17 protein-coding genes are annotated in these 16,991 nt (G+C 67.3%); 12 read left to right on the top strand and 5 right to left on the bottom strand.

What is annotated here, in order from left to right; translation table 11 throughout:
* Positions 1-64: 64 nt before the first annotated feature.
* The gene (locus ACEVQ6_RS21450; protein ID WP_374891084.1) at positions 65-2,377 is read right to left on the bottom strand and encodes an NADP-dependent malic enzyme; all 2,313 of its coding nucleotides are present in this window, start codon (positions 2,375-2,377) and stop codon (positions 65-67) included.
* 181 nt (positions 2,378-2,558) lie between these two features.
* Here ACEVQ6_RS21450 and ACEVQ6_RS21455 point away from each other — a divergent pair, with 181 nt between their 5' ends.
* From ACEVQ6_RS21455 to ACEVQ6_RS21485, 7 genes are all read left to right on the top strand, one after another.
* Positions 2,559-3,392, top strand: a complete 834-nt coding sequence (locus ACEVQ6_RS21455; RefSeq protein ID WP_374891085.1) for a UDP-2,3-diacylglucosamine diphosphatase — start codon at positions 2,559-2,561, stop codon at positions 3,390-3,392.
* Positions 3,393-3,571: 179 nt separating this feature from the next.
* Complete coding sequence (locus ACEVQ6_RS21460) at positions 3,572-4,777, top strand: MFS transporter (protein ID WP_374891086.1); 1,206 nt, start codon at positions 3,572-3,574, stop codon at positions 4,775-4,777.
* 98 nt (positions 4,778-4,875) lie between these two features.
* Positions 4,876-6,078, top strand: coding sequence for an MlaE family lipid ABC transporter permease subunit (locus tag ACEVQ6_RS21465; RefSeq protein WP_374891087.1), 1,203 nt, complete (start codon positions 4,876-4,878; stop codon positions 6,076-6,078).
* A gap of 8 nt (positions 6,079-6,086) precedes the next feature.
* Positions 6,087-6,920, top strand: a complete 834-nt coding sequence (locus ACEVQ6_RS21470) for an ABC transporter ATP-binding protein (protein ID WP_374891088.1) — start codon at positions 6,087-6,089, stop codon at positions 6,918-6,920.
* Between the two features lie 9 nt (positions 6,921-6,929).
* A complete protein-coding gene (locus ACEVQ6_RS21475; RefSeq protein WP_374891089.1) occupies positions 6,930-8,300 on the top strand; it encodes an MlaD family protein in 1,371 nt (456 codons plus the stop codon).
* A gap of 94 nt (positions 8,301-8,394) precedes the next feature.
* On the top strand, positions 8,395-9,012 hold the full coding sequence (locus tag ACEVQ6_RS21480; protein ID WP_374891090.1) for an ABC-type transport auxiliary lipoprotein family protein: 618 nt from the start codon (positions 8,395-8,397) through the stop codon (positions 9,010-9,012).
* A gap of 141 nt (positions 9,013-9,153) precedes the next feature.
* Positions 9,154-10,893 (top strand): peptidoglycan DD-metalloendopeptidase family protein, encoded by a 1,740-nt coding sequence (locus ACEVQ6_RS21485; protein ID WP_454952541.1) that lies wholly within the window; start codon positions 9,154-9,156, stop codon positions 10,891-10,893.
* 344 nt (positions 10,894-11,237) lie between these two features.
* On the opposite strand, the gene ACEVQ6_RS21490 is transcribed toward ACEVQ6_RS21485, so the two are convergent.
* Positions 11,238-12,101 carry an ATP-binding protein gene (locus tag ACEVQ6_RS21490; RefSeq protein ID WP_374891101.1) on the bottom strand — a complete coding sequence of 288 codons (864 nt, stop codon included), beginning with the start codon at positions 12,099-12,101 and terminating at the stop codon, positions 11,238-11,240.
* Positions 12,102-12,340: 239 nt separating this feature from the next.
* Here ACEVQ6_RS21490 and yajC point away from each other — a divergent pair, with 239 nt between their 5' ends.
* The 4 genes from yajC (at position 12,341) to ACEVQ6_RS21510 (ending at position 14,505) form a co-directional block, all read left to right on the top strand.
* Complete coding sequence (gene yajC / locus ACEVQ6_RS21495; protein WP_374891092.1) at positions 12,341-12,676, top strand: preprotein translocase subunit YajC; 336 nt, start codon at positions 12,341-12,343, stop codon at positions 12,674-12,676.
* A gap of 38 nt (positions 12,677-12,714) precedes the next feature.
* Entirely contained in the window at positions 12,715-13,101 is a 387-nt protein-coding gene (locus ACEVQ6_RS21500) for an Mth938-like domain-containing protein (RefSeq protein WP_374891093.1), read from the top strand.
* Complete coding sequence (locus tag ACEVQ6_RS21505; protein WP_374891094.1) at positions 13,098-13,964, top strand: phytoene/squalene synthase family protein; 867 nt, start codon at positions 13,098-13,100, stop codon at positions 13,962-13,964. The genes ACEVQ6_RS21500 and ACEVQ6_RS21505 overlap by 4 nt, the downstream gene beginning before the upstream one ends.
* A gap of 103 nt (positions 13,965-14,067) precedes the next feature.
* The gene (locus tag ACEVQ6_RS21510) at positions 14,068-14,505 is read left to right on the top strand and encodes a hypothetical protein (RefSeq protein ID WP_374891095.1); all 438 of its coding nucleotides are present in this window, start codon (positions 14,068-14,070) and stop codon (positions 14,503-14,505) included.
* A gap of 28 nt (positions 14,506-14,533) precedes the next feature.
* Here ACEVQ6_RS21510 and trmFO read toward each other — a convergent pair whose 3' ends face one another.
* From trmFO to ACEVQ6_RS21525, 3 genes are all read right to left on the bottom strand, one after another.
* A complete protein-coding gene (gene trmFO / locus ACEVQ6_RS21515) occupies positions 14,534-15,955 on the bottom strand; it encodes a methylenetetrahydrofolate--tRNA-(uracil(54)-C(5))-methyltransferase (FADH(2)-oxidizing) TrmFO (RefSeq protein ID WP_374891096.1) in 1,422 nt (473 codons plus the stop codon).
* A gap of 99 nt (positions 15,956-16,054) precedes the next feature.
* Positions 16,055-16,198, bottom strand: a complete 144-nt coding sequence (locus tag ACEVQ6_RS21520; protein ID WP_374891097.1) for a DUF1127 domain-containing protein — start codon at positions 16,196-16,198, stop codon at positions 16,055-16,057.
* A 284-nt stretch (positions 16,199-16,482) separates the two neighbouring features.
* Positions 16,483-16,626 (bottom strand): DUF1127 domain-containing protein, encoded by a 144-nt coding sequence (locus ACEVQ6_RS21525; protein WP_374891098.1) that lies wholly within the window; start codon positions 16,624-16,626, stop codon positions 16,483-16,485.
* 105 nt (positions 16,627-16,731) lie between these two features.
* On the opposite strand from ACEVQ6_RS21525, the gene ACEVQ6_RS21530 reads away from it, so the two are divergent.
* Positions 16,732-16,991 (top strand): hypothetical protein (locus tag ACEVQ6_RS21530; RefSeq protein ID WP_374891099.1); only part of this gene is annotated, 260 nt, incomplete at its 3' end.

The raw sequence follows: 16,991 nt of genomic DNA on the forward strand, positions 1-16,991 counted from the left end.
CCGCGCCAATGCAGCGCGGTCCGGGCCGCAACGATCTTGCCCAACAATCGCGTGATTGCTCCGCTTATTGCGGATAGGTCGCCTCGACGACTGCGAGCGCCGCCATGTTGACCACGCCGCGCGAGGTGACGGAGGGCGAAAGGATATGGGCGGGCAGGGCGGCGCCGAGCAGGATCGGCCCGACATGCAGGCTGTCGGTCATGCTCTTGACGACGCCGAGCGAGATATTCGCCGCGTCGAGGTTCGGAAACACGAGAAGGTTGGCTTCGCCCGTCAGCGTCGATTGCGGCATGACGCGGTGACGCAGCGCCTCCGAGATCGCCGAATCGCCGTGCATCTCGCCGTCCGCCTCGAGGTCCGGCGCCAGTTCCCGCACCAGTTCCATGGCGCGGCGCATCTTGAAGGCGCTGTCGGAATCGCGCGATCCGAAGTTCGAATGGGAGACGAGGGCCGCGCGCGGCGTGATGCCGAAGCGGCGGATCGTGCGGGCCGCCATCGCCGTCATCTGGGCGATTTCCTCGGCCGACGGGCTGTAGGTGACATAGGTATCGGTGAAGAAGGTGGCGCCGCGTTGCGAAATCAACAGGCTCAGCGCCGAGAAGGCGCCGACGCCTGCCCGCTTGCCGATGATCTGCGACACGTCGCGTAGGTGCCGGGCATAGCGTCCCTCGACGCCGCAGATCAGCGCGTCGGCGTCGCCGCGCTTCACCGACAGCGCGCCGATCACCGTCGTGTTGGTGCGCACGATGGTGCGGGCCGCCTCCGGGATCACGCCCTTGCGACCGACCAGCGCGAAATATTCGTCGACATAGTCGCGGTAGCGCGGATCGCCTTCCGGATTGACCACCTCGAAATCCTGGTCGGGGCGGATGCGCAGGCCGTATCGCTTCAGCCGGGCCTCGATGATCGGGGGACGGCCGATCAGGATCGGCCGCGCCGTCCCCTCTTCGAGGAGCACCTGCGCGGCGCGCAGAACGCGTTCGTCCTCGCCTTCCGCGAAGATGACGCGGTTCTTCGGCGCATCCTTCGCGGCGGCGAAGATCGGCTTCATGATGAAGCCCGAGCGGAAGACGAAGCGGTTCAACTGGTCGAGATAGGCGGGGACGTCCGAGATCGGCCGGGCGGCGACGCCGCTTTCGGCGGCCGCACGGGCGACGGCCGGCGCGATCCTCAGGATCAGGCGCTGGTCGAAGGGCGAGGGGATCAGGTAGTCGGGCCCGAAGATCGGCGTCTCGCCGGAATAGGCGCGCGCGGCGACATCGGACGGCTCCTCGCGGGCGAGCCCTGCGATCGCCCTGACGGCCGCCATCTTCATCTCCTCGTTGATCGTGCGCGCGCCGCAGTCGAGCGCGCCGCGGAAGATGTAGGGGAAGCAGAGGACATTGTTGACCTGGTTCGGAAAATCCGACCGCCCGGTGCAGATCATCGCGTCGGGCCGCGCGGCGCGGGCGACCGCCGGCATGATCTCCGGGTTCGGATTGGCGAGCGCCATGATCAGCGGCTTCTCCGCCATTTCCTTGAGCAGCTCCGGCTTCAGCACGCCGGCCGCCGACAGGCCGAGGAAGACGTCGGCGCCGGCGATCGATTCGGCGAGCGTCCGCTTGTCGCTCGGCTGGGCGTAGACGGCCTTCCACTGGTCCATCAATTCGGTTCGGCCCTCGTAGACGAGGCCCTCGATGTCGTGCACCCAGATGTTGCCGCGCCGGGCGCCGAGCGTGACCAGCAGGTTGAGGCAGGCAAGGGCCGCGGCGCCTGCGCCGGAGGTGACGATCTTCGCCTCGGAAATGTCCTTGCCGGCGAGTTCGAGGCCGTTGAGGATCGCGGCGGCGACGATGATCGCCGTGCCGTGCTGGTCGTCGTGGAAGACCGGGATGTCCATCGTCTCGCGCAGCCGGCGCTCGACCTCGAAACATTCCGGCGCCTTGATGTCCTCGAGGTTGATGCCGCCGAAGGTCGGCTCCAGAGCCGAGACGACGTCGACCATGCGCTCGATGCCGGGCGCGTCGATCTCGATGTCGAAGACGTCGATGCCGGCGAATTTCTTGAAGAGCACCGCCTTGCCCTCCATCACCGGCTTGGAGGCGAGGGGGCCGATATTGCCGAGCCCGAGCACGGCCGATCCGTTCGACACGACCGCGACGAGATTGGCGCGGGCGGTGAAGTCGGCGGCCTTGGCCGGGTCCTCGTGGATGGCGAGACAGGGGGCGGCGACGCCCGGCGAATAGGCGAGCGCCAGGTCGCGCTGGTTGCCGAGCGGCTTGGTCGGCTGGATCTCCAGCTTGCCCGGGCGCGGATAGCGATGGAAGAACAGGGCCTGCTGGTCGAGGTCGCCGCTCGTCGGGGGACCGGGGTTGCGAGAATTGTCGCCGCTCGTCATCGCCTTGGATCTCCGTCTCTCGGTTGCGGCCGTTCTGGCATGAAGGGCGGCCGCGCACAACATCGCAATCGGCCCGCGTCTGCGCGCCGTGCCTGTCATCGCCCTGTCATGTCATCATCCTGATACAGGAGTCTGGTCTTCACGGCAGTCAGGCAATCACGATCAATCTGTGAGATCAGGCATGACCGCCGAGACCGACGACGACGCGCCCCGGCGCTTCCGCACCCTGTTCCTGTCCGACGTGCATCTCGGCTCCAAGGCGGCGCGCACCGACTATCTGCTCGACTTCCTGAAACATCACGAGGCCGAGACGCTGGTTCTCGTCGGCGACATCGTCGACGGCTGGCGGCTGAAGCGGAGCTGGCACTGGCCGCAGGCCTGCAACGACGTGGTGCAGAAGCTCCTGCGCAAGGCACGCAAGGGTACGCGGATCGTCTACATCCCCGGCAATCACGACGAGTTCCTGCGCGATTTCCCCGGCGTCCATTTCGGCGGCATCGAGGTGGCGGAACGGTTCACGCATGAGGGCGCCGACGGGCGGACCTATCTCGTGCTGCATGGCGACGAGTTCGACGTCGTCGTCCGCAATGCCCGTCTTCTCGCCTATCTCGGCGACTGGGCCTATGATGCGGCGATCGTCGTCAATATCGGCCTGGCCGCGATCCGGCGCCGCATCGGCCTGCCCTACTGGTCGTTCTCGCAATGGGCGAAGCTGCAGGTGAAGCACGCGGTCAACTTCATCGGCGCCTTCCAGAGTGTCGTGGCCGACGAGGCGCGGCGCTCCGGCGCGGAAGGGGTGATCTGCGGCCATATCCACCATGCGGTGATCGAGGACGACATCGACGGCATCCGCTACATCAACACGGGCGACTGGGTCGAAAGCTGCACGGCGATCGCCGAGCATCACGACGGCACGATGGAACTGATCACCTGGCAGCGCGCCAGCGCGACGCCGGCCTCGGCCGAGCGCCGCCTCCGGCTGCTGGCGCCACCGATGGCCGATCGCGCCGCCTGAGCCGGCATCGGCGGCAAAGCGGCGGGTGATGCCGGTTCGCCACGCCGGCGGCCCCATGTGAAAGCGTGGCGTTCGCCGGCGTCGACACGGGCCCGCGAACATGCGACCGTCGGCGCCGTCGACAGGCGCGCGCCAACGAATGCGGGCGCCCTCGGCGATGCCGTCGTCGGGTCCGTTTCATGAATGCCTCTTCCGCACTGCCGCCCGCCGGGGGCGCGCCCCGTCATTTCGCCGGGCGCATCGCCCTTCTCTTCTGCGCGCCGCTGATCCTCAACGGTTTCGCCATGCCGTATTTTCCGGTCTGGCTCCGCTCCCTTTCGTTAAGCGACGTCGAGATCGGCATCGTTCTGTCGACCGCGCTCTTTATCCGCGTCCTGACCGCGCCGGTCGCCGGCCTGATCGCCGACCGGATCGGCGAGCGGGCCAACGTGCTGGTCTGGACGGCGGCGCTGGCGCTCGTCAGCGCCGTCCTTTTGCTCTTCACCGGAAGCTTCCTGCCCGTCCTCATCGTCTACACGCTGCAATCCGCCTTCTTCGCGCCCTATGTGCCGATCGTCGAGGCGATCGCGCTCACCGGCGTGCGGCGCTGGCGCTTCGACTATGGCCGCATGCGTTTCGGCGGATCGATCGCCTTCATCGCCGCCAACATGGTCGGCGGCGTGCTGATCGGCATCGTCGGCGGCGCCATGGTGGTGCCGGCGATCGTCGTCGGCACCGTGCTGATGCTCGCCATGGCGCTGTTCGCGCCGCGGGTCGGCCGTCCGCGGCGGCCGTCTCCGGTCGCGACGCTGACGCAGGCGCCGCCGCGCGCACTGCGCAAGCTCGACCTGCAACTGCTGATGGTCGGCGTGACGATGATCAACGGCAGCCATGCCATGCTGTTCGCCTTTTCCGCGATCCACTGGCAGGCGATCGGCTTCGGCGGAACGGAGATCGGACTGTTGTGGAGCGCGGGCGTCGCCTCGGAGGTGGTGATGTTCCTGTGTGCCCGCCGGATGCTGCGGCGCTTCAGCCTGTGGTCGATGATGGCGACGGGCTCCTGCCTCGCGGCGCTGCGCTGGATCCTGTTCCCGCTCGATCCCGGCTTCGCGGGCTTCTTCGTTCTCCAGTGCTTCCACGCCTTCACCTTCGCGATCATGCATGCCGCGATGCAGAACAAGCTGGTGCAGCAGGTGCCGGAGGAACAGGAAGGCGCCGCGCAGGGGCTCTACTTCTTCTACAATGGTGGTTTCCTGGCGCTGTTCACGCTGCTTTCGGGCGTGCTCTATGAGCGATTCGGTGTGGAAGGCTTCTACGGCATGTCGCTGATCGTCTGCATCGGCGCCGGTTTCGTGCTTTGCGCCCGCCTCGTCGAGCGGCGCGATCGTGCCATGGCCATGGCATAGGGCCGGATGGGGCCATTTCTGCAACGCATCCTCGCAATTGCCGCAGCGCCGCAGTCCGAATTCGGGTTGGTTCGGTGACAGGACTGCGCCGAGCCGCTATGACGGAGCCGATCCGACAACCTCAAATCCAAGAAAAAGAATCGCCGCCTTTGGTCCGCAACGCCGCTCCCCAAAACGCCGCCGTCGAACCGGCCGACACGACCGGCGACGGCGTGGCGCTGCTCCGGCTGGTAGGCGAGTGGCGGCAGAGCACCATGCCGGCGATGGCGGCCGCGCTCGACGGCCTCGCCGGTAAGGCCGGGGGAGACTGCGCCCTCGACCTCGGCGGCATCACCGGCATGGATACGGCCGGGGCTTGGCTGATCCGTCGCTTCATGACGCGCATCGCCGACGCGGGCGGCTCGGTCCGGCTGGAACCGGGTGCCGAGCGGTTCGCCGAACTGATCAACGCGCTTCCGGAGCGCCTGCCGCAGCCGAAATCCGGCAAGACCCGGCCCACCCTGTTCCAGCGCCTCTTCGCGCCGCTCGGCGAGGCGATGGCGGCGATCTGGGAAGACCTGCTCGCCGCGATGTTCATCATCGGCTCGGCGGTGCGCGGCGCCCAGGTCAAGTCCGGCAGGAACAGCGGCATGTCGCCGGCCGCGATCGTCAGCCAGATGGACCGCATGGGCGTCCAGGCCGTGCCGATCATCACGCTGATGTCCTTCCTGATCGGCGCGATCATCGCGCAGCAGGGCGCGTTCCAGCTGCGGTATTTCGGCGCGGAGCTCTTCGTCGTCGACCTGGTCGGCATTCTCCAGCTGCGAGAGATCGGCGTGCTCCTGACCGCGATCATGATCGCCGGGCGCTCGGGAAGCGCGATCACGGCCGAGATCGGCTCGATGAAGATGCGCGAGGAAATCGACGCGCTGAAGGTGATGGGCCTCAGCCCGATCGGCATCCTGGTCTTTCCGCGTCTGGTGGCGCTGACGGTGGTGCTGCCGCTCCTGACGGTCATCGCCAACTTCGCCGCGCTCGCCGGGGCGGCGCTCGTCGCCTGGAGCTATTCCGGCATCACCTTCGCCACCTTCCTGTCGCGGCTGCAGGAGGCGGTGGACTTCTCGTCCATCGCCGCCGGCATGATCAAGGCGCCGTTCATGGCGCTGATCATCGGCATCGTCGCCGCGGTCGAGGGGCTGAAGGTCGGCGGCAGCGCCGAATCGCTCGGCAAGCGCGTCACCGCCTCCGTGGTGAAGGCGATCTTCGTCGTCATCCTCGTCGATGGCCTCTTCGCCATCTTTTACGCCGCGATCGATTTTTGAGGATGGGGATGGACGACGCGCCACCGACCGACGAGACGCAGGCCGCCCGGCGCGAGACGGTTCTTGCCGTGCGCGGGCTGACCGTTGGTTTCGGTTCGAACATCGTTCTCGACCGGCTCGACCTCGACGTCTATCGCGGCGAGATTCTCGGCTTCGTCGGGGCCTCGGGCACGGGGAAATCCGTGCTGATGCGCACGGTTTTGCGCCTCCTGCCGAAGCGGGCGGGCACGATCCACCTGCTCGGCACCGAATTCGACACGGTGAGCGCGGCCGAGCGGATCCGGCTCGACACCCGCCTCGGCGTGCTGTTCCAGCATGGCGCGCTCTTCTCGTCGCTGACGGTGATGGAAAACATCCAGGTGCCGATGCGGGAATATCTCGACCTGCCGCAGGCGATGATGGACGAACTGGCGCGGCTGAAGATCGAACTGGTCGGCCTCGCGCCCGAGGCGGCGCACCGCTTTCCCTCCGAGCTTTCCGGCGGCATGATCAAGCGCGCGGCCCTTGCCCGCGCGCTGGCGCTCGACCCGGACCTCGTCTTCCTCGACGAACCGACCTCGGGCCTCGACCCGATCGGCGCGGCCGAATTCGACGACCTGATCGCCAAGCTGCGCGACACGCTGGGCCTGACGGTCTACATGGTGACCCACGACCTCGATAGCCTCTTTTCCGTCTGCGACCGCATCGCCGTGCTCGGCAAGAAGCGTGTCATCGTCGAGGGGACGATCGAGGACATGCTCGCCTTTGACGATCCCTGGGTGCAGTCCTATTTCCAGGGCAAGCGCGCCCGCTCCATCGTGCCAGCCGGGTCCGTCGACCCGGCGCTTCAGTCCCGGAGGTGACCGGCTGCCATGGAAACAAAAGCCAATTACGCCATTGTCGGCTTCTTCACCGTCTTCGTCGCGCTCGCGGCCTTCGGCTTCGTCTACTGGATGTCGCAATATGGCCGCGGCGGCGAGATGGCGCGGCTCGTCATCAGCATTCCGGGATCCGCCAACGGCCTCAGCGTCGGCTCCCCGGTCCGCTTCAACGGCATACCGGTCGGTTCCGTGCGCAGCCTGGCGATCGATTCGAACGATCCGCGTTATTCGGTCGCCGAAACCGAGGTCTCGGCCAATGCGCCCGTTCTGACCTCGACCAAGGCGACGCTCGAGATCCAGGGCCTGACCGGGGCCGCCTATATCGAGCTTTCGGGGGGCAACAAGGGTGACGAGAACATCCTGCGGCAGGCGCTCGAAAGCGAGCAGCCCGCGCGGCTCACCGCCGACCAGTCGAGCGTCAACAGCCTGCTTGCGACCGCCGACGCCATCCTCGACCGCGCCAACCAGGCGATCGGTGACCTGCAGGGCTTCGTCAGCGACGTGCGCCAGCCCCTGACCCAGACGATCCGCAACGCCGAGCGCTTTTCCGAGGCGCTCGCCAACAACAGCGAGGGCATCGACCGGTTCCTGGAAAGCGTCAGCGCGCTGTCCGGATCGATCAATGCGGCCGCCGACAAGCTCGATTCGACGCTCGCCTCGGTCGATTCCCTCGTCAAGGCGGTCGATCCGCAGAAGATCGAACTGATCGTCAGCAATGCCGAAAAGGTCAGTTCCGACGTCGCCGACGCCACTGGCAGCGTCTCCGAGACGCTCGTCAGCATCCGCCGGACCGTCGATACCTATGACGCGTTCGGCCGCAAGGCGACCGCCTCGCTCGACAAGGTCGATGCGCTGATCGGCTCCGTCGACACGCAGAAGGTCGGAAACGTCGTCAACGACGTGTCGGTCGCCAGCGCCGACGCCCGCAAGGCGGCCGCCTCCGTCGCCCGCCTCGCCGAGGGCGTCGAAAAGCGCCGTCCGGAGATCGACGAGGCGATCACCGACGTCACCGAGATGGCGCAGAAGCTCAACGCGGCGTCGAACCGCGTCGACGGCCTTCTTGCCAAGCTCGACGGCTTCATCGGCGATGCCGACGGCAAGTCGCTGTCGGCCGACGCGCGCGCCACGCTCGAATCCTTCCGCACGCTCGCCAACAATCTCAACGCCCAGATCGGGCCGATCGCGGAAAACCTGCGCCGCTTCTCGGGCACGGGCCTGCGCAATCTCGACGCCCTGATCGACGACACGCGGCGCACGGTCCAGGGCCTCGACGCGACGATCTCGAAATTCGACAAGGATCCGCAGCGCCTGCTCTTCGGCGGCGACACGGTCAAGCAGTATGACGGCCGCACGCGACGCTGACGACCGGCAGAACGGCGGGCCCGCAGCGATTCGGGCTTGCCTTGGCGATGGCCGCATCTACATTGCGACGCGGCAGAAGAGGGTCTTGAGGGGCATGGAACATCGCAATGCAAGGCGCGGCAGCCGGGTCGCGCGTCTCGGAACGGCCGTCATGCTGCTGTTCCTGCCGATTCTTGCCGCCTGCGGCGCCGGACAGGCGGTGAACGACACGTTCGGCCTGTCCGCCGCGCCCGTCGTCAAGGGCCGCGCCTCGGCCAGCCGGCAGATCCTCGTGCCCGAACCGACCGCATTGAAGGCGCTCGACAGCGAGCAGATCGTCGTCAGGCTCTCCTCCTCGGAGATCCAGTATCTCGCCCGCTCCCAGTGGAGCGACCGGTTGCCGCGGATGGTGCAGTCGGCGCTGGTGCGCACCTTCGAGAACACCGGGCGTGTCGGCGGCGTCGGCAAGCCGGGCGAGGGGCTTGCGATCGATTTCCAGGTGATCACCGACATCCGCGCCTTCGAGGTGGCGACCGACGGGCGCAGCACCGCCACCGTCGAGATCTTCGCCAAGATCGTCGATGACCGCAACGGTACCGTCAAGGCACAGCGCCTTTTCCGTGCGCTCTCTCCGGTTTCCGGCAGCGGCAACGCCCAGTTCGTGCGCGCCCTTGACCAGGCCTTCTCCAAGGTGGCGGCGGAGATCGTCGACTGGACGCTCGGCGCGATCTGATCGCCACCGGCCATGCCGTGCCGCGGCGCGGATGGTTATCACTTCGGCAAAATCGGGGAGAGGACGGCCGACCTTAACCGCGCGGTAACTCTGATGCGTTTTAATCGAATCCAATGAAATGCGTCTTTACGGGTTAGCGTCATGCGTAACAGAGTACCGCCGACTGCAACGAAATCACTGATCCGGGTCAGCGCAGTCGTTCTTCTGGCCAGTGCCTTGGGTGGTTGCAGTTCCGACGTGTCGCGTTTCGGCGGCGGTCTCTTCTCCCGCTCTTCCGATCAGATCACCACCAATTCGATTCCGGCCCGCGGGATGGGCGGCGACGTGCCTGTGCCGCGCCGCGACGTCGGCGGCGTTCCGTCGGTCGCCGCGTCCGTGGCGCGGGACGAGGCGCTGAGCCAGCCCTTCCCGGAGCAGGGTCAGGCGCTTCCCGCCTACGATCCCGTACGCACCGCGACGACGCCCGTGTCCGGCGGCGCCCGCCTCGCATCGACGCCGATGCGTGTCCAGCGCTCCGAGATCGCGACGCCGACGCTCGCCGAGCGGGCGCGTCCCGCCGTGCAGCCGTTCCCGGAAGAGCGCCAGGCAGAGCGCCAGCAGGCGACGCCCGACCCGGTAACGACGGGCAGCGGCCGGCCGGGATGGACGACGGCCAACGCGCCGAGCGTGATGATGCGGCAGGGCGACACCGTGGCGAGCCTGTCGCGCCGGTTCGGCGTTCCGGAAAAGGAAATTCTCAAGGCGAACGATCTGACGTCGGCCGGCCAGGCCGCGCCCGGCCAGCGCCTCGTCATCCCCGTCTACGGCGTCGCCGGCAGCCCGGCGAAGGCCGCGGCCTCCGACCGCGCGGCCGCGCTCGACGGACGCGGCAACGCGCCGGTCCCGGTTCCAACCGAAGGCCGGGAGGTCGCCATCCTGCCGGGCCAGACGCAGTCCCGCGAAAAGGGTGCGCGTGCCGGCGAGACGGCGAGCGGCAAGCTCGGCGATCGCGGCGAGGGCAAGCCGCCGGAGCAGGCAGACGCCGTCGAACGCGCGGCCGTTCCCACCGGCCGGCCGCAGCGCACCGCATCGCTGAGCCCCGAAAAGGTCGCGCCGCTCGAGAAGGTGGCGCCGGCCGAGAAGGCGGCGTCCATCGAGAAGGCGGCGCCTGCCCGCGTCGCCGCCGCACCGGAAGGTGGCGGATACGTCGTCAAGCCGGGGGATTCCCTCAACAAGATCGCCAAGGCGACCGGCGTGCCGGTCGAGGCGCTGAAGCAGGCGAACGGCCTCAATTCCCCGGCGATCCGCGTCGGCCAGACGCTGGTCGTGCCGAAGGGCGGCAAGGTCGCGACCGACGAGATCCGCACCGCCTCGGTGCCGCAGAAGGCGGAAACGAAGGCCGAGCCGAAGCAGGTCGCCAAGGCGGACGGCAAGGCGCCGGCCGAATACACGCCGCCTGTCGCGCGCAAGAGCGTGACGGAGGCCGCGCAGCAGGACGTCGCCGAGGCCTCGCCGAAGTCGACCGGCATCAGCAAGTATCGCTGGCCGGTGCGCGGCGCGGTCACCGCCGGCTACGGCACCAATGTCGACGGCACCCGCAACGAGGGGATTAACATCTCCGTGCCCGAGGGAACCCCGGTCAAGGCGGCCGAGAACGGCGTCGTCATCTATTCCGGCAGCAGCCTGAAGGAGCTCGGCAATGCGGTGCTCGTGCGCCACGACGACGGCACGGTCACGGTCTATGGCAACGCCGCGACGCTGAACGTCCAGCGCGGCCAGAAGGTGCAGCGTGGCCAGACCATCGCCTCCTCCGGCATGACCGGCAAGGCGACGCAGCCGCAACTGCATTTCGAGGTGCGCAAGAACGCGACCCCGGTCAATCCGGCCACCTATCTCGAATAGAACGGCTTGCCCTCCGGATCACCCGTTCAGCGACGGGCGATCCGGAGGGCATGATCCGACCGGTTTGAAGCGGGTCTCACCATCACACTCGAAACAACGCGTTCAGGACGCCGTTCTGACGCCGTCGGATCGACCTGCGCTCTAACGTGCGTCGCCACCCTCGAGATCCGCGCCTACGCTTCGATTTTTGTTTTTACTCTTTTCTTTCGCAAAACCGCCGCACGCACGTGCGAGCCATCCGCTAGAGCATTGAAGGTGATAACGGGATCACCTTCAATGCTCTAAGTCGTTATTTTTGTCGCATTCTCCGGCGCCGAAGCGATCACGCTTCGGCTGGAAATGCTCTAGATCGCCTTGCCGAGGCGGCCGGCGAGATCCTGGATGAACTGCCAGGCGACGCGGCCCGAGCGCGATCCGCGTGTCGTCGCCCATTCGAGCGCCTCGGCATGCATCGTCTGCCGGTCTGTCTCCAGCCCGAAATAGTCGGCATAGCCGTCGATCATCTCCAGATACTCCGGCTGGCTGCATTTGTAGAAGCCGAGCCAGAGGCCGAAGCGGTCGGAGAGCGACACCTTTTCCTCCACCGCCTCCGACGGATTGATCGCCGTCGACTGCTCGTTCTCCATCATGTCGCGCGGCAGAAGATGGCGGCGGTTCGAGGTGGCGTAGAGGAGCACGTTCCTCGGCCGCCCCTCGACGCCGCCATCGAGAACGGCCTTCAGCGACTTGTAGGACGTGTCGTCATGGTCGAAGGAAAGATCGTCGCAGAAGACGAGGACCGGCGCCGGGCCGTCCTTGACCACCTCCATCAGGGCGGGCAGCGTGGCGATGTCCTCGCGGTGCACCTCGACCAGTTTCAGCGCGGATCCGGTCCGCTCGGCGACGCTCTTCTGCACCGCCTTGACGAGCGAGGACTTGCCCATGCCGCGCGCGCCCCAGAGCAGCACGTTGTTGGCCGGCAGTCCGGTGGCGAAGCGCAGCGTGTTGTCGAGGAGGATCTGCTTGACGTGGTCGACACCGCGGATCAGGTCGAGGTCGACCCGGTTCGGCCGCGTCACCGGCTGCAGGTGCCGGCGCGCCGGCGACCAGACGAAACAGTCCGCCGCCTCCCAATCGTTCTCCGCCGGCGCCGGGCCAGCGATGCGCTCCAGCGCCGCGGACAACCGGCGCATTTCGCCGAGAAGCAGATCGATCTTCGCCTCGTTCAATTCCATCATGCCGCCCATCCTTGTCGCGTCACGGTCGCCTAGCATGCCGGGGCCGGGGGGAAAAGCGCGCAGATCGCGAGAGAGGCCCGCGATTCCCCGGGAGTAACGGTTCCGGAGCGCCGGTTGAGGTTGCATTCACGACCACCATTCCTATATTGCCGGCGACAGTTCCAGGGGGCACGGGGGCAGCGAGGCTGCGTGTGCCGGCCGCAAACGACCGATCACCACAGGAGATTTTCATGTTCATCACCGAAGCATACGCACAGGCGGCAGCACCGGCTTCCGCCGGAGGGGCCGACATCCTGATGTCGATCCTGCCCTTCCTGCTGATCTTCGTCGTGATGTATTTCCTGATCATCCGCCCGCAGCGCGCCCAGATGAAGAAGCGCGCCGAGATCCTGAAGAACATCCGTCGCGGCGACCAGGTCGTCACCGGCGGCGGCATCATCGGCAAGGTCACCAAGGTCGTCGACGACACCGAACTGGAAGTCGAGATCGCCGAGGGCATCAAGACCCGCGTCGTGCGCAGCGCCGTCAGCGAGGTCCGCGTCAAGGGCGAGCCGGTCAAGGAGTAAGGGCCGACGCGGTTTGCCGGGCAGGGGCTCAAGCACGCATGGCCAAGGGCATTGAAATCCGGCAGGCGCATTTCCCCGGGCGTGCGCCGGTCGACGCCTATGGCAATGGCGGGTTCCGCTTTGCCGATATGTCGCATCGCGGCTCCGTGCTGATGCTGCCGTCCGGCATTTACGGCTGGGACATGGCGGAAGGCGACGCGCTGACGCCGCAGTCCTTGGCGCAGGTCCTTTCCGAAGCCTCGGCGATCGAGGTGCTGCTGGTCGGCACCGGCGTGTCGATCCGGCCGCTTCCGGCCGACCTGAAGGCGAGCCTTCGCGCCGCCGGGATCATTTCCGATCCGATGAGCACCGGAGCCGCCGTGCGCACGTTCAACGTCATGCTGGCCGAATCGCGCGCGGTCGCGGCGGCGCTGATCGCCGTATGACCGGCGCGTCCCTGCCTTCAGCGGATGCCGGCGACTGTCTCGCGACGCTGCGCGACACCGATCGCGACCGGTATCTCGCCTGCCTGCTCGCGCCGCCGCAGGCCCGTCCGGCGCTGGCGGCGCTCTATGCCTTCCATGCCGAAATCGCGCGCGTGCGCGATCTGGCCCGCGAAGCCCTTCCCGGCGAGATCCGGCTGCAGTGGTGGCGCGATGTGCTTGCCGGCGCATCGCCGGAGGCGCGCAGCGGCCATCCGGTCGCCGACCAGCTCCTTGACGCGATAAACGCCCATGATCTTCCGGTGCCTGTGCTGGAGGCGATGATCGACGCGCGCATTTTCGATCTCTACGACGATCCGATGGAAGACCGCACCGCGCTCGAGGGCTATGCCGGCGAGACGACGTCGGCCCTGATCCAGCTTGCCTGCCTCGTGCTCGATCCGGCGGCGGCGGCGCGCTCAGCGACCGCCGCCGGCCATGCCGGGGTCGCCCAGGCGATCGCGGGGCTGCTGCTGCTGCTGCCGCGCCACCGGGCGCGGGGGCAGGTCTATCTCCCCGGCGACCTGCTCCGGGCGACCGGCCTCGACCGTGACACGTTCCTCGCCGGGGCGCCGCGCGCCGCGGTCGACGCCGCCATCCGCGCCTTCGTCTCCCTCGGCCGCGAGCATCTCGAAAAGGCGCGCCGCGCGGCGGAGACGATTTCGGCCGGCAACATTCCCGCCTTTCTCGGCGTTTCCCTCTGCGAACCCGTCTTCCGACAGGCGGAGCGCGCGGGTACTGCCCAGATGCTGGCCCCGCCGTCACCGCCGGCACAATGGCGGCGCCAGTGGCGGATGTGGCGGACGCTGCGGACAGGGCGCTTCTGAACGGCTCTTCCGCCGGCCGGCAACGTGCCCGCGAGGGAGAATTTGTCGCCAGCGGTAATTCGTTCTAATCAGTGCGCATGGTACCGGAAGGGGAGGACGCGGCGTGACCTGGGTGATCCTGATTTTTCTCGCCGCGGCCGCGGCCCTGTTCTATCGCTGGATGCGTGCCCGCGCCGCCGAGGACGCCGCCACCCCGGATGCCGGCCTCGCCATCGTCGAATTCGGCCGGGCCTATCCGGGCGAGCCGATCCGCTCCATGCACGTCACCCGCGACGGCCGGACGACGTTTCTGCGCCTCAACGACGGCAAGACCGGGTTCATGCAGGCCCAGGGCCGGCGGGCGATCTGCCATCTCGTCGAACCGGGCCGGGGCCGTGCCGAGGTGATCGGCGAGGATGCGCTGCAGCTCGCCTTTGCCGACATGCGCGGCCTCGACGGGGTCTATACGTTCAAGAGTGCTGACGAGGCTGCGGACGTGGCGTTGTGGATGCTGTCGGGCTATGCGCCGCGCGGCATCGAGGCGCCGGACGCTGCGCCCTGACGGCATCGCACGCCGGCGGTTTTCCGGCTCAGCGCCCGCCTTCGGCCAGCCAGTCTGCGCAGTCCGCCAGGGCGCGCCTGGCGGTTGCGGCACGTTTCGCAAGCGCCTTTTCCTTGCCGCGAAAACGCTTCGCGCCGTCCGGCCTCTCGATGGCGCCGGGCTCCAGCGGGGGAAACAGGCCGAAATTGATGTTCATCGGCTGGAACGACCGCTTTCCGGGCTCTTCGTCCGAGACGAGGTGCCCCCCGGTGATATGGGCGAGCAGCGCCCCGAGCGCCGTGGTTTCGGGCGGAAGCGACGGAGCACGGCCCAAGCGTTCACCGGCGGCGAAGCGTCCGGCGAGCAGGCCGATGCCGGCGCTCTCGACATAGCCCTCGCAACCGGTGATCTGGCCCGCGAACCGCAATCCCGGCCGCGTCTTCAACGCGAGCGACCGGTCAAGCAGCACGGGCGAGTGGATGTAGGTGTTGCGGTGCAGGCCGCCGAGTCTTGCGAATTCGGCATTCTCCAACCCGGGGATCATGCGGAAGACATCCGTCTGCGCACCGTATTTCAGCTTCGTCTGGAAGCCGACCATGTTGTAGAGCGTGCCGAGCGCATTGTCCTGGCGCATCTGCACCACCGCATAGGGCTTGATGGCCGGCTGGTGCGCATTGGTCAGGCCCATCGGCTTCATCGGTCCGTGGCGCAGGGTTTCCCGGCCGCGCTCCGCCATGACCTCGATCGGCAGGCAGCCGTCGAAATACGGCGTGCCTTCCCATTCCTTGAAGCCGGTCTTGTCGCTGGAAATCAGCGCGTCGACGAAGGCGTTGTACTGCGCTTCCGTCATCGGGCAGTTGATATAGTCCTTGCCCGTGCCGCCCGGGCCGGGCTTGTCATAGCGCGACTGGTACCAGCAGATCCCCATGTCGATCGAATCGGTGTGGACGATCGGCGCGATGGCGTCGAAAAAGGCGAGCGCATCCTCTCCCGTCTCCGCGCGGATCGCCTCGGCGAGCAAAGGCGCCGTGAGCGGCCCGGTGGCGATGATCGCCTGGTCCCATTCCGACGGCGGCAGGCCGGTGACCTCCTCGCGTTCCACGCGGATCAGCGGGTGGGTTTCGATCGCTGCCGTCACCGCCTGCGAAAACCCGTCGCGATCGACGGCGAGCGCGCCGCCGGCCGGGACCTTGTGGGCATCGGCCGCGCGCATGATCAGCGACCCGGCAAGGCGCATCTCCGCATGCAGCACGCCGACCGCATTCGATTCGGCATCGTCCGAGCGGAAGGAATTCGAGCAGACGAGCTCGGCGAGCCCGTCGGTCTTGTGGGCGTCCGTGCCGCGCACGCCGCGCATCTCGTGGAGGACGACCGGCACGCCCATTTCGGCCGCCTGCCATGCCGCCTCGCAGCCCGCAAGGCCGCCGCCGATGATGTGGACCTCGGATGGTCTGTCTGCGTCTTCGTTCATGGGCGCGCTCCTTATCACGGGGACGGGAGGCTTCCAACAGCGCTCAAACAAAAACGGCGCCCGAAGGGCGCCGTAACGTCATCGGCAAGCTCTGCGCGATCAGCGGAACGAGCGCGAAGCGATCGTGCGGATGTCGAACCGGGTGATGCCGATGTCGGAAAGGGTGTGGTTGGAGAGGCCGGCGAGTTCGGCGAGCGTGCGACGATAGTTGAGCCAGCTCCTGGCGATGCGGACGGGGTTCATGGGGTTCCTCGAAAGATGGGTGCGGCCAAGACGGCACGCTGTCATGGCGCGGATATACGCCCTTTCGCGGTGGAACGGGAGTGCAAAGGGAAGGCATCTGCTATGCGATTAAGCATTGCACGCCCAAATTCTCGGCATGTCGACGCAATGCCGTCGGGATGTGCTGCGTCTTGCGGGCAAGACTTCCGCCCATGGGATCGGCGATACGCCCGATGCAAAGCGCCCGCCGGAGAGGCTCCGACGGGCGCTTCAATGATAGCAGGCAAAAAGCTTCGGCGTCGCGCTTAGCGGACGGCCTTGCGGGCAACCTGCGGGATATCGCCGCGGCCGATGCCGAGGTCGTTCAGTTCCCGGTCGCTCATGCGGTTGAGCTCGACGCAGGTCTGCCGGTACTTGCGCCAGGTGCTGAAAGAGCGTGCGATGTTCATGATCCTATCCTTTCCAGGGTCATTGCCAGCGCTTCGTCATCTCTTGGCTGGCCGTCGTTCTATGACGCTGACTATAGCGCCCGTTCAGCGCCGAACCCAGCGTGAATGCTGCATCGCACCCATGCGGACCGCGCATTGCTGCAACTGCTGTTGACGGCCGTTCGAGGGGGAGGCTCGAGAGACGAAAGAACGGACAACCTCTCGATTTCAGCCTTGCGCTCCGGGCTCCGCCACGGATGGGCAGGTGCCGGCGCGATGATCTCATGTTTCCATGCGCGTTCGAAGCGCGCCATTGCCCCGGTCCTGCCAGCCATTCCTCCCATTATCGGCGGCTGCAGCGCTTCTTCCAGTTTGTCCGCCTCGAC

This window comes from Ensifer soli (assembly GCF_041928815.1).
In the GTDB taxonomy this organism is placed as follows: domain Bacteria; phylum Pseudomonadota; class Alphaproteobacteria; order Rhizobiales; family Rhizobiaceae; genus JBHFEI01.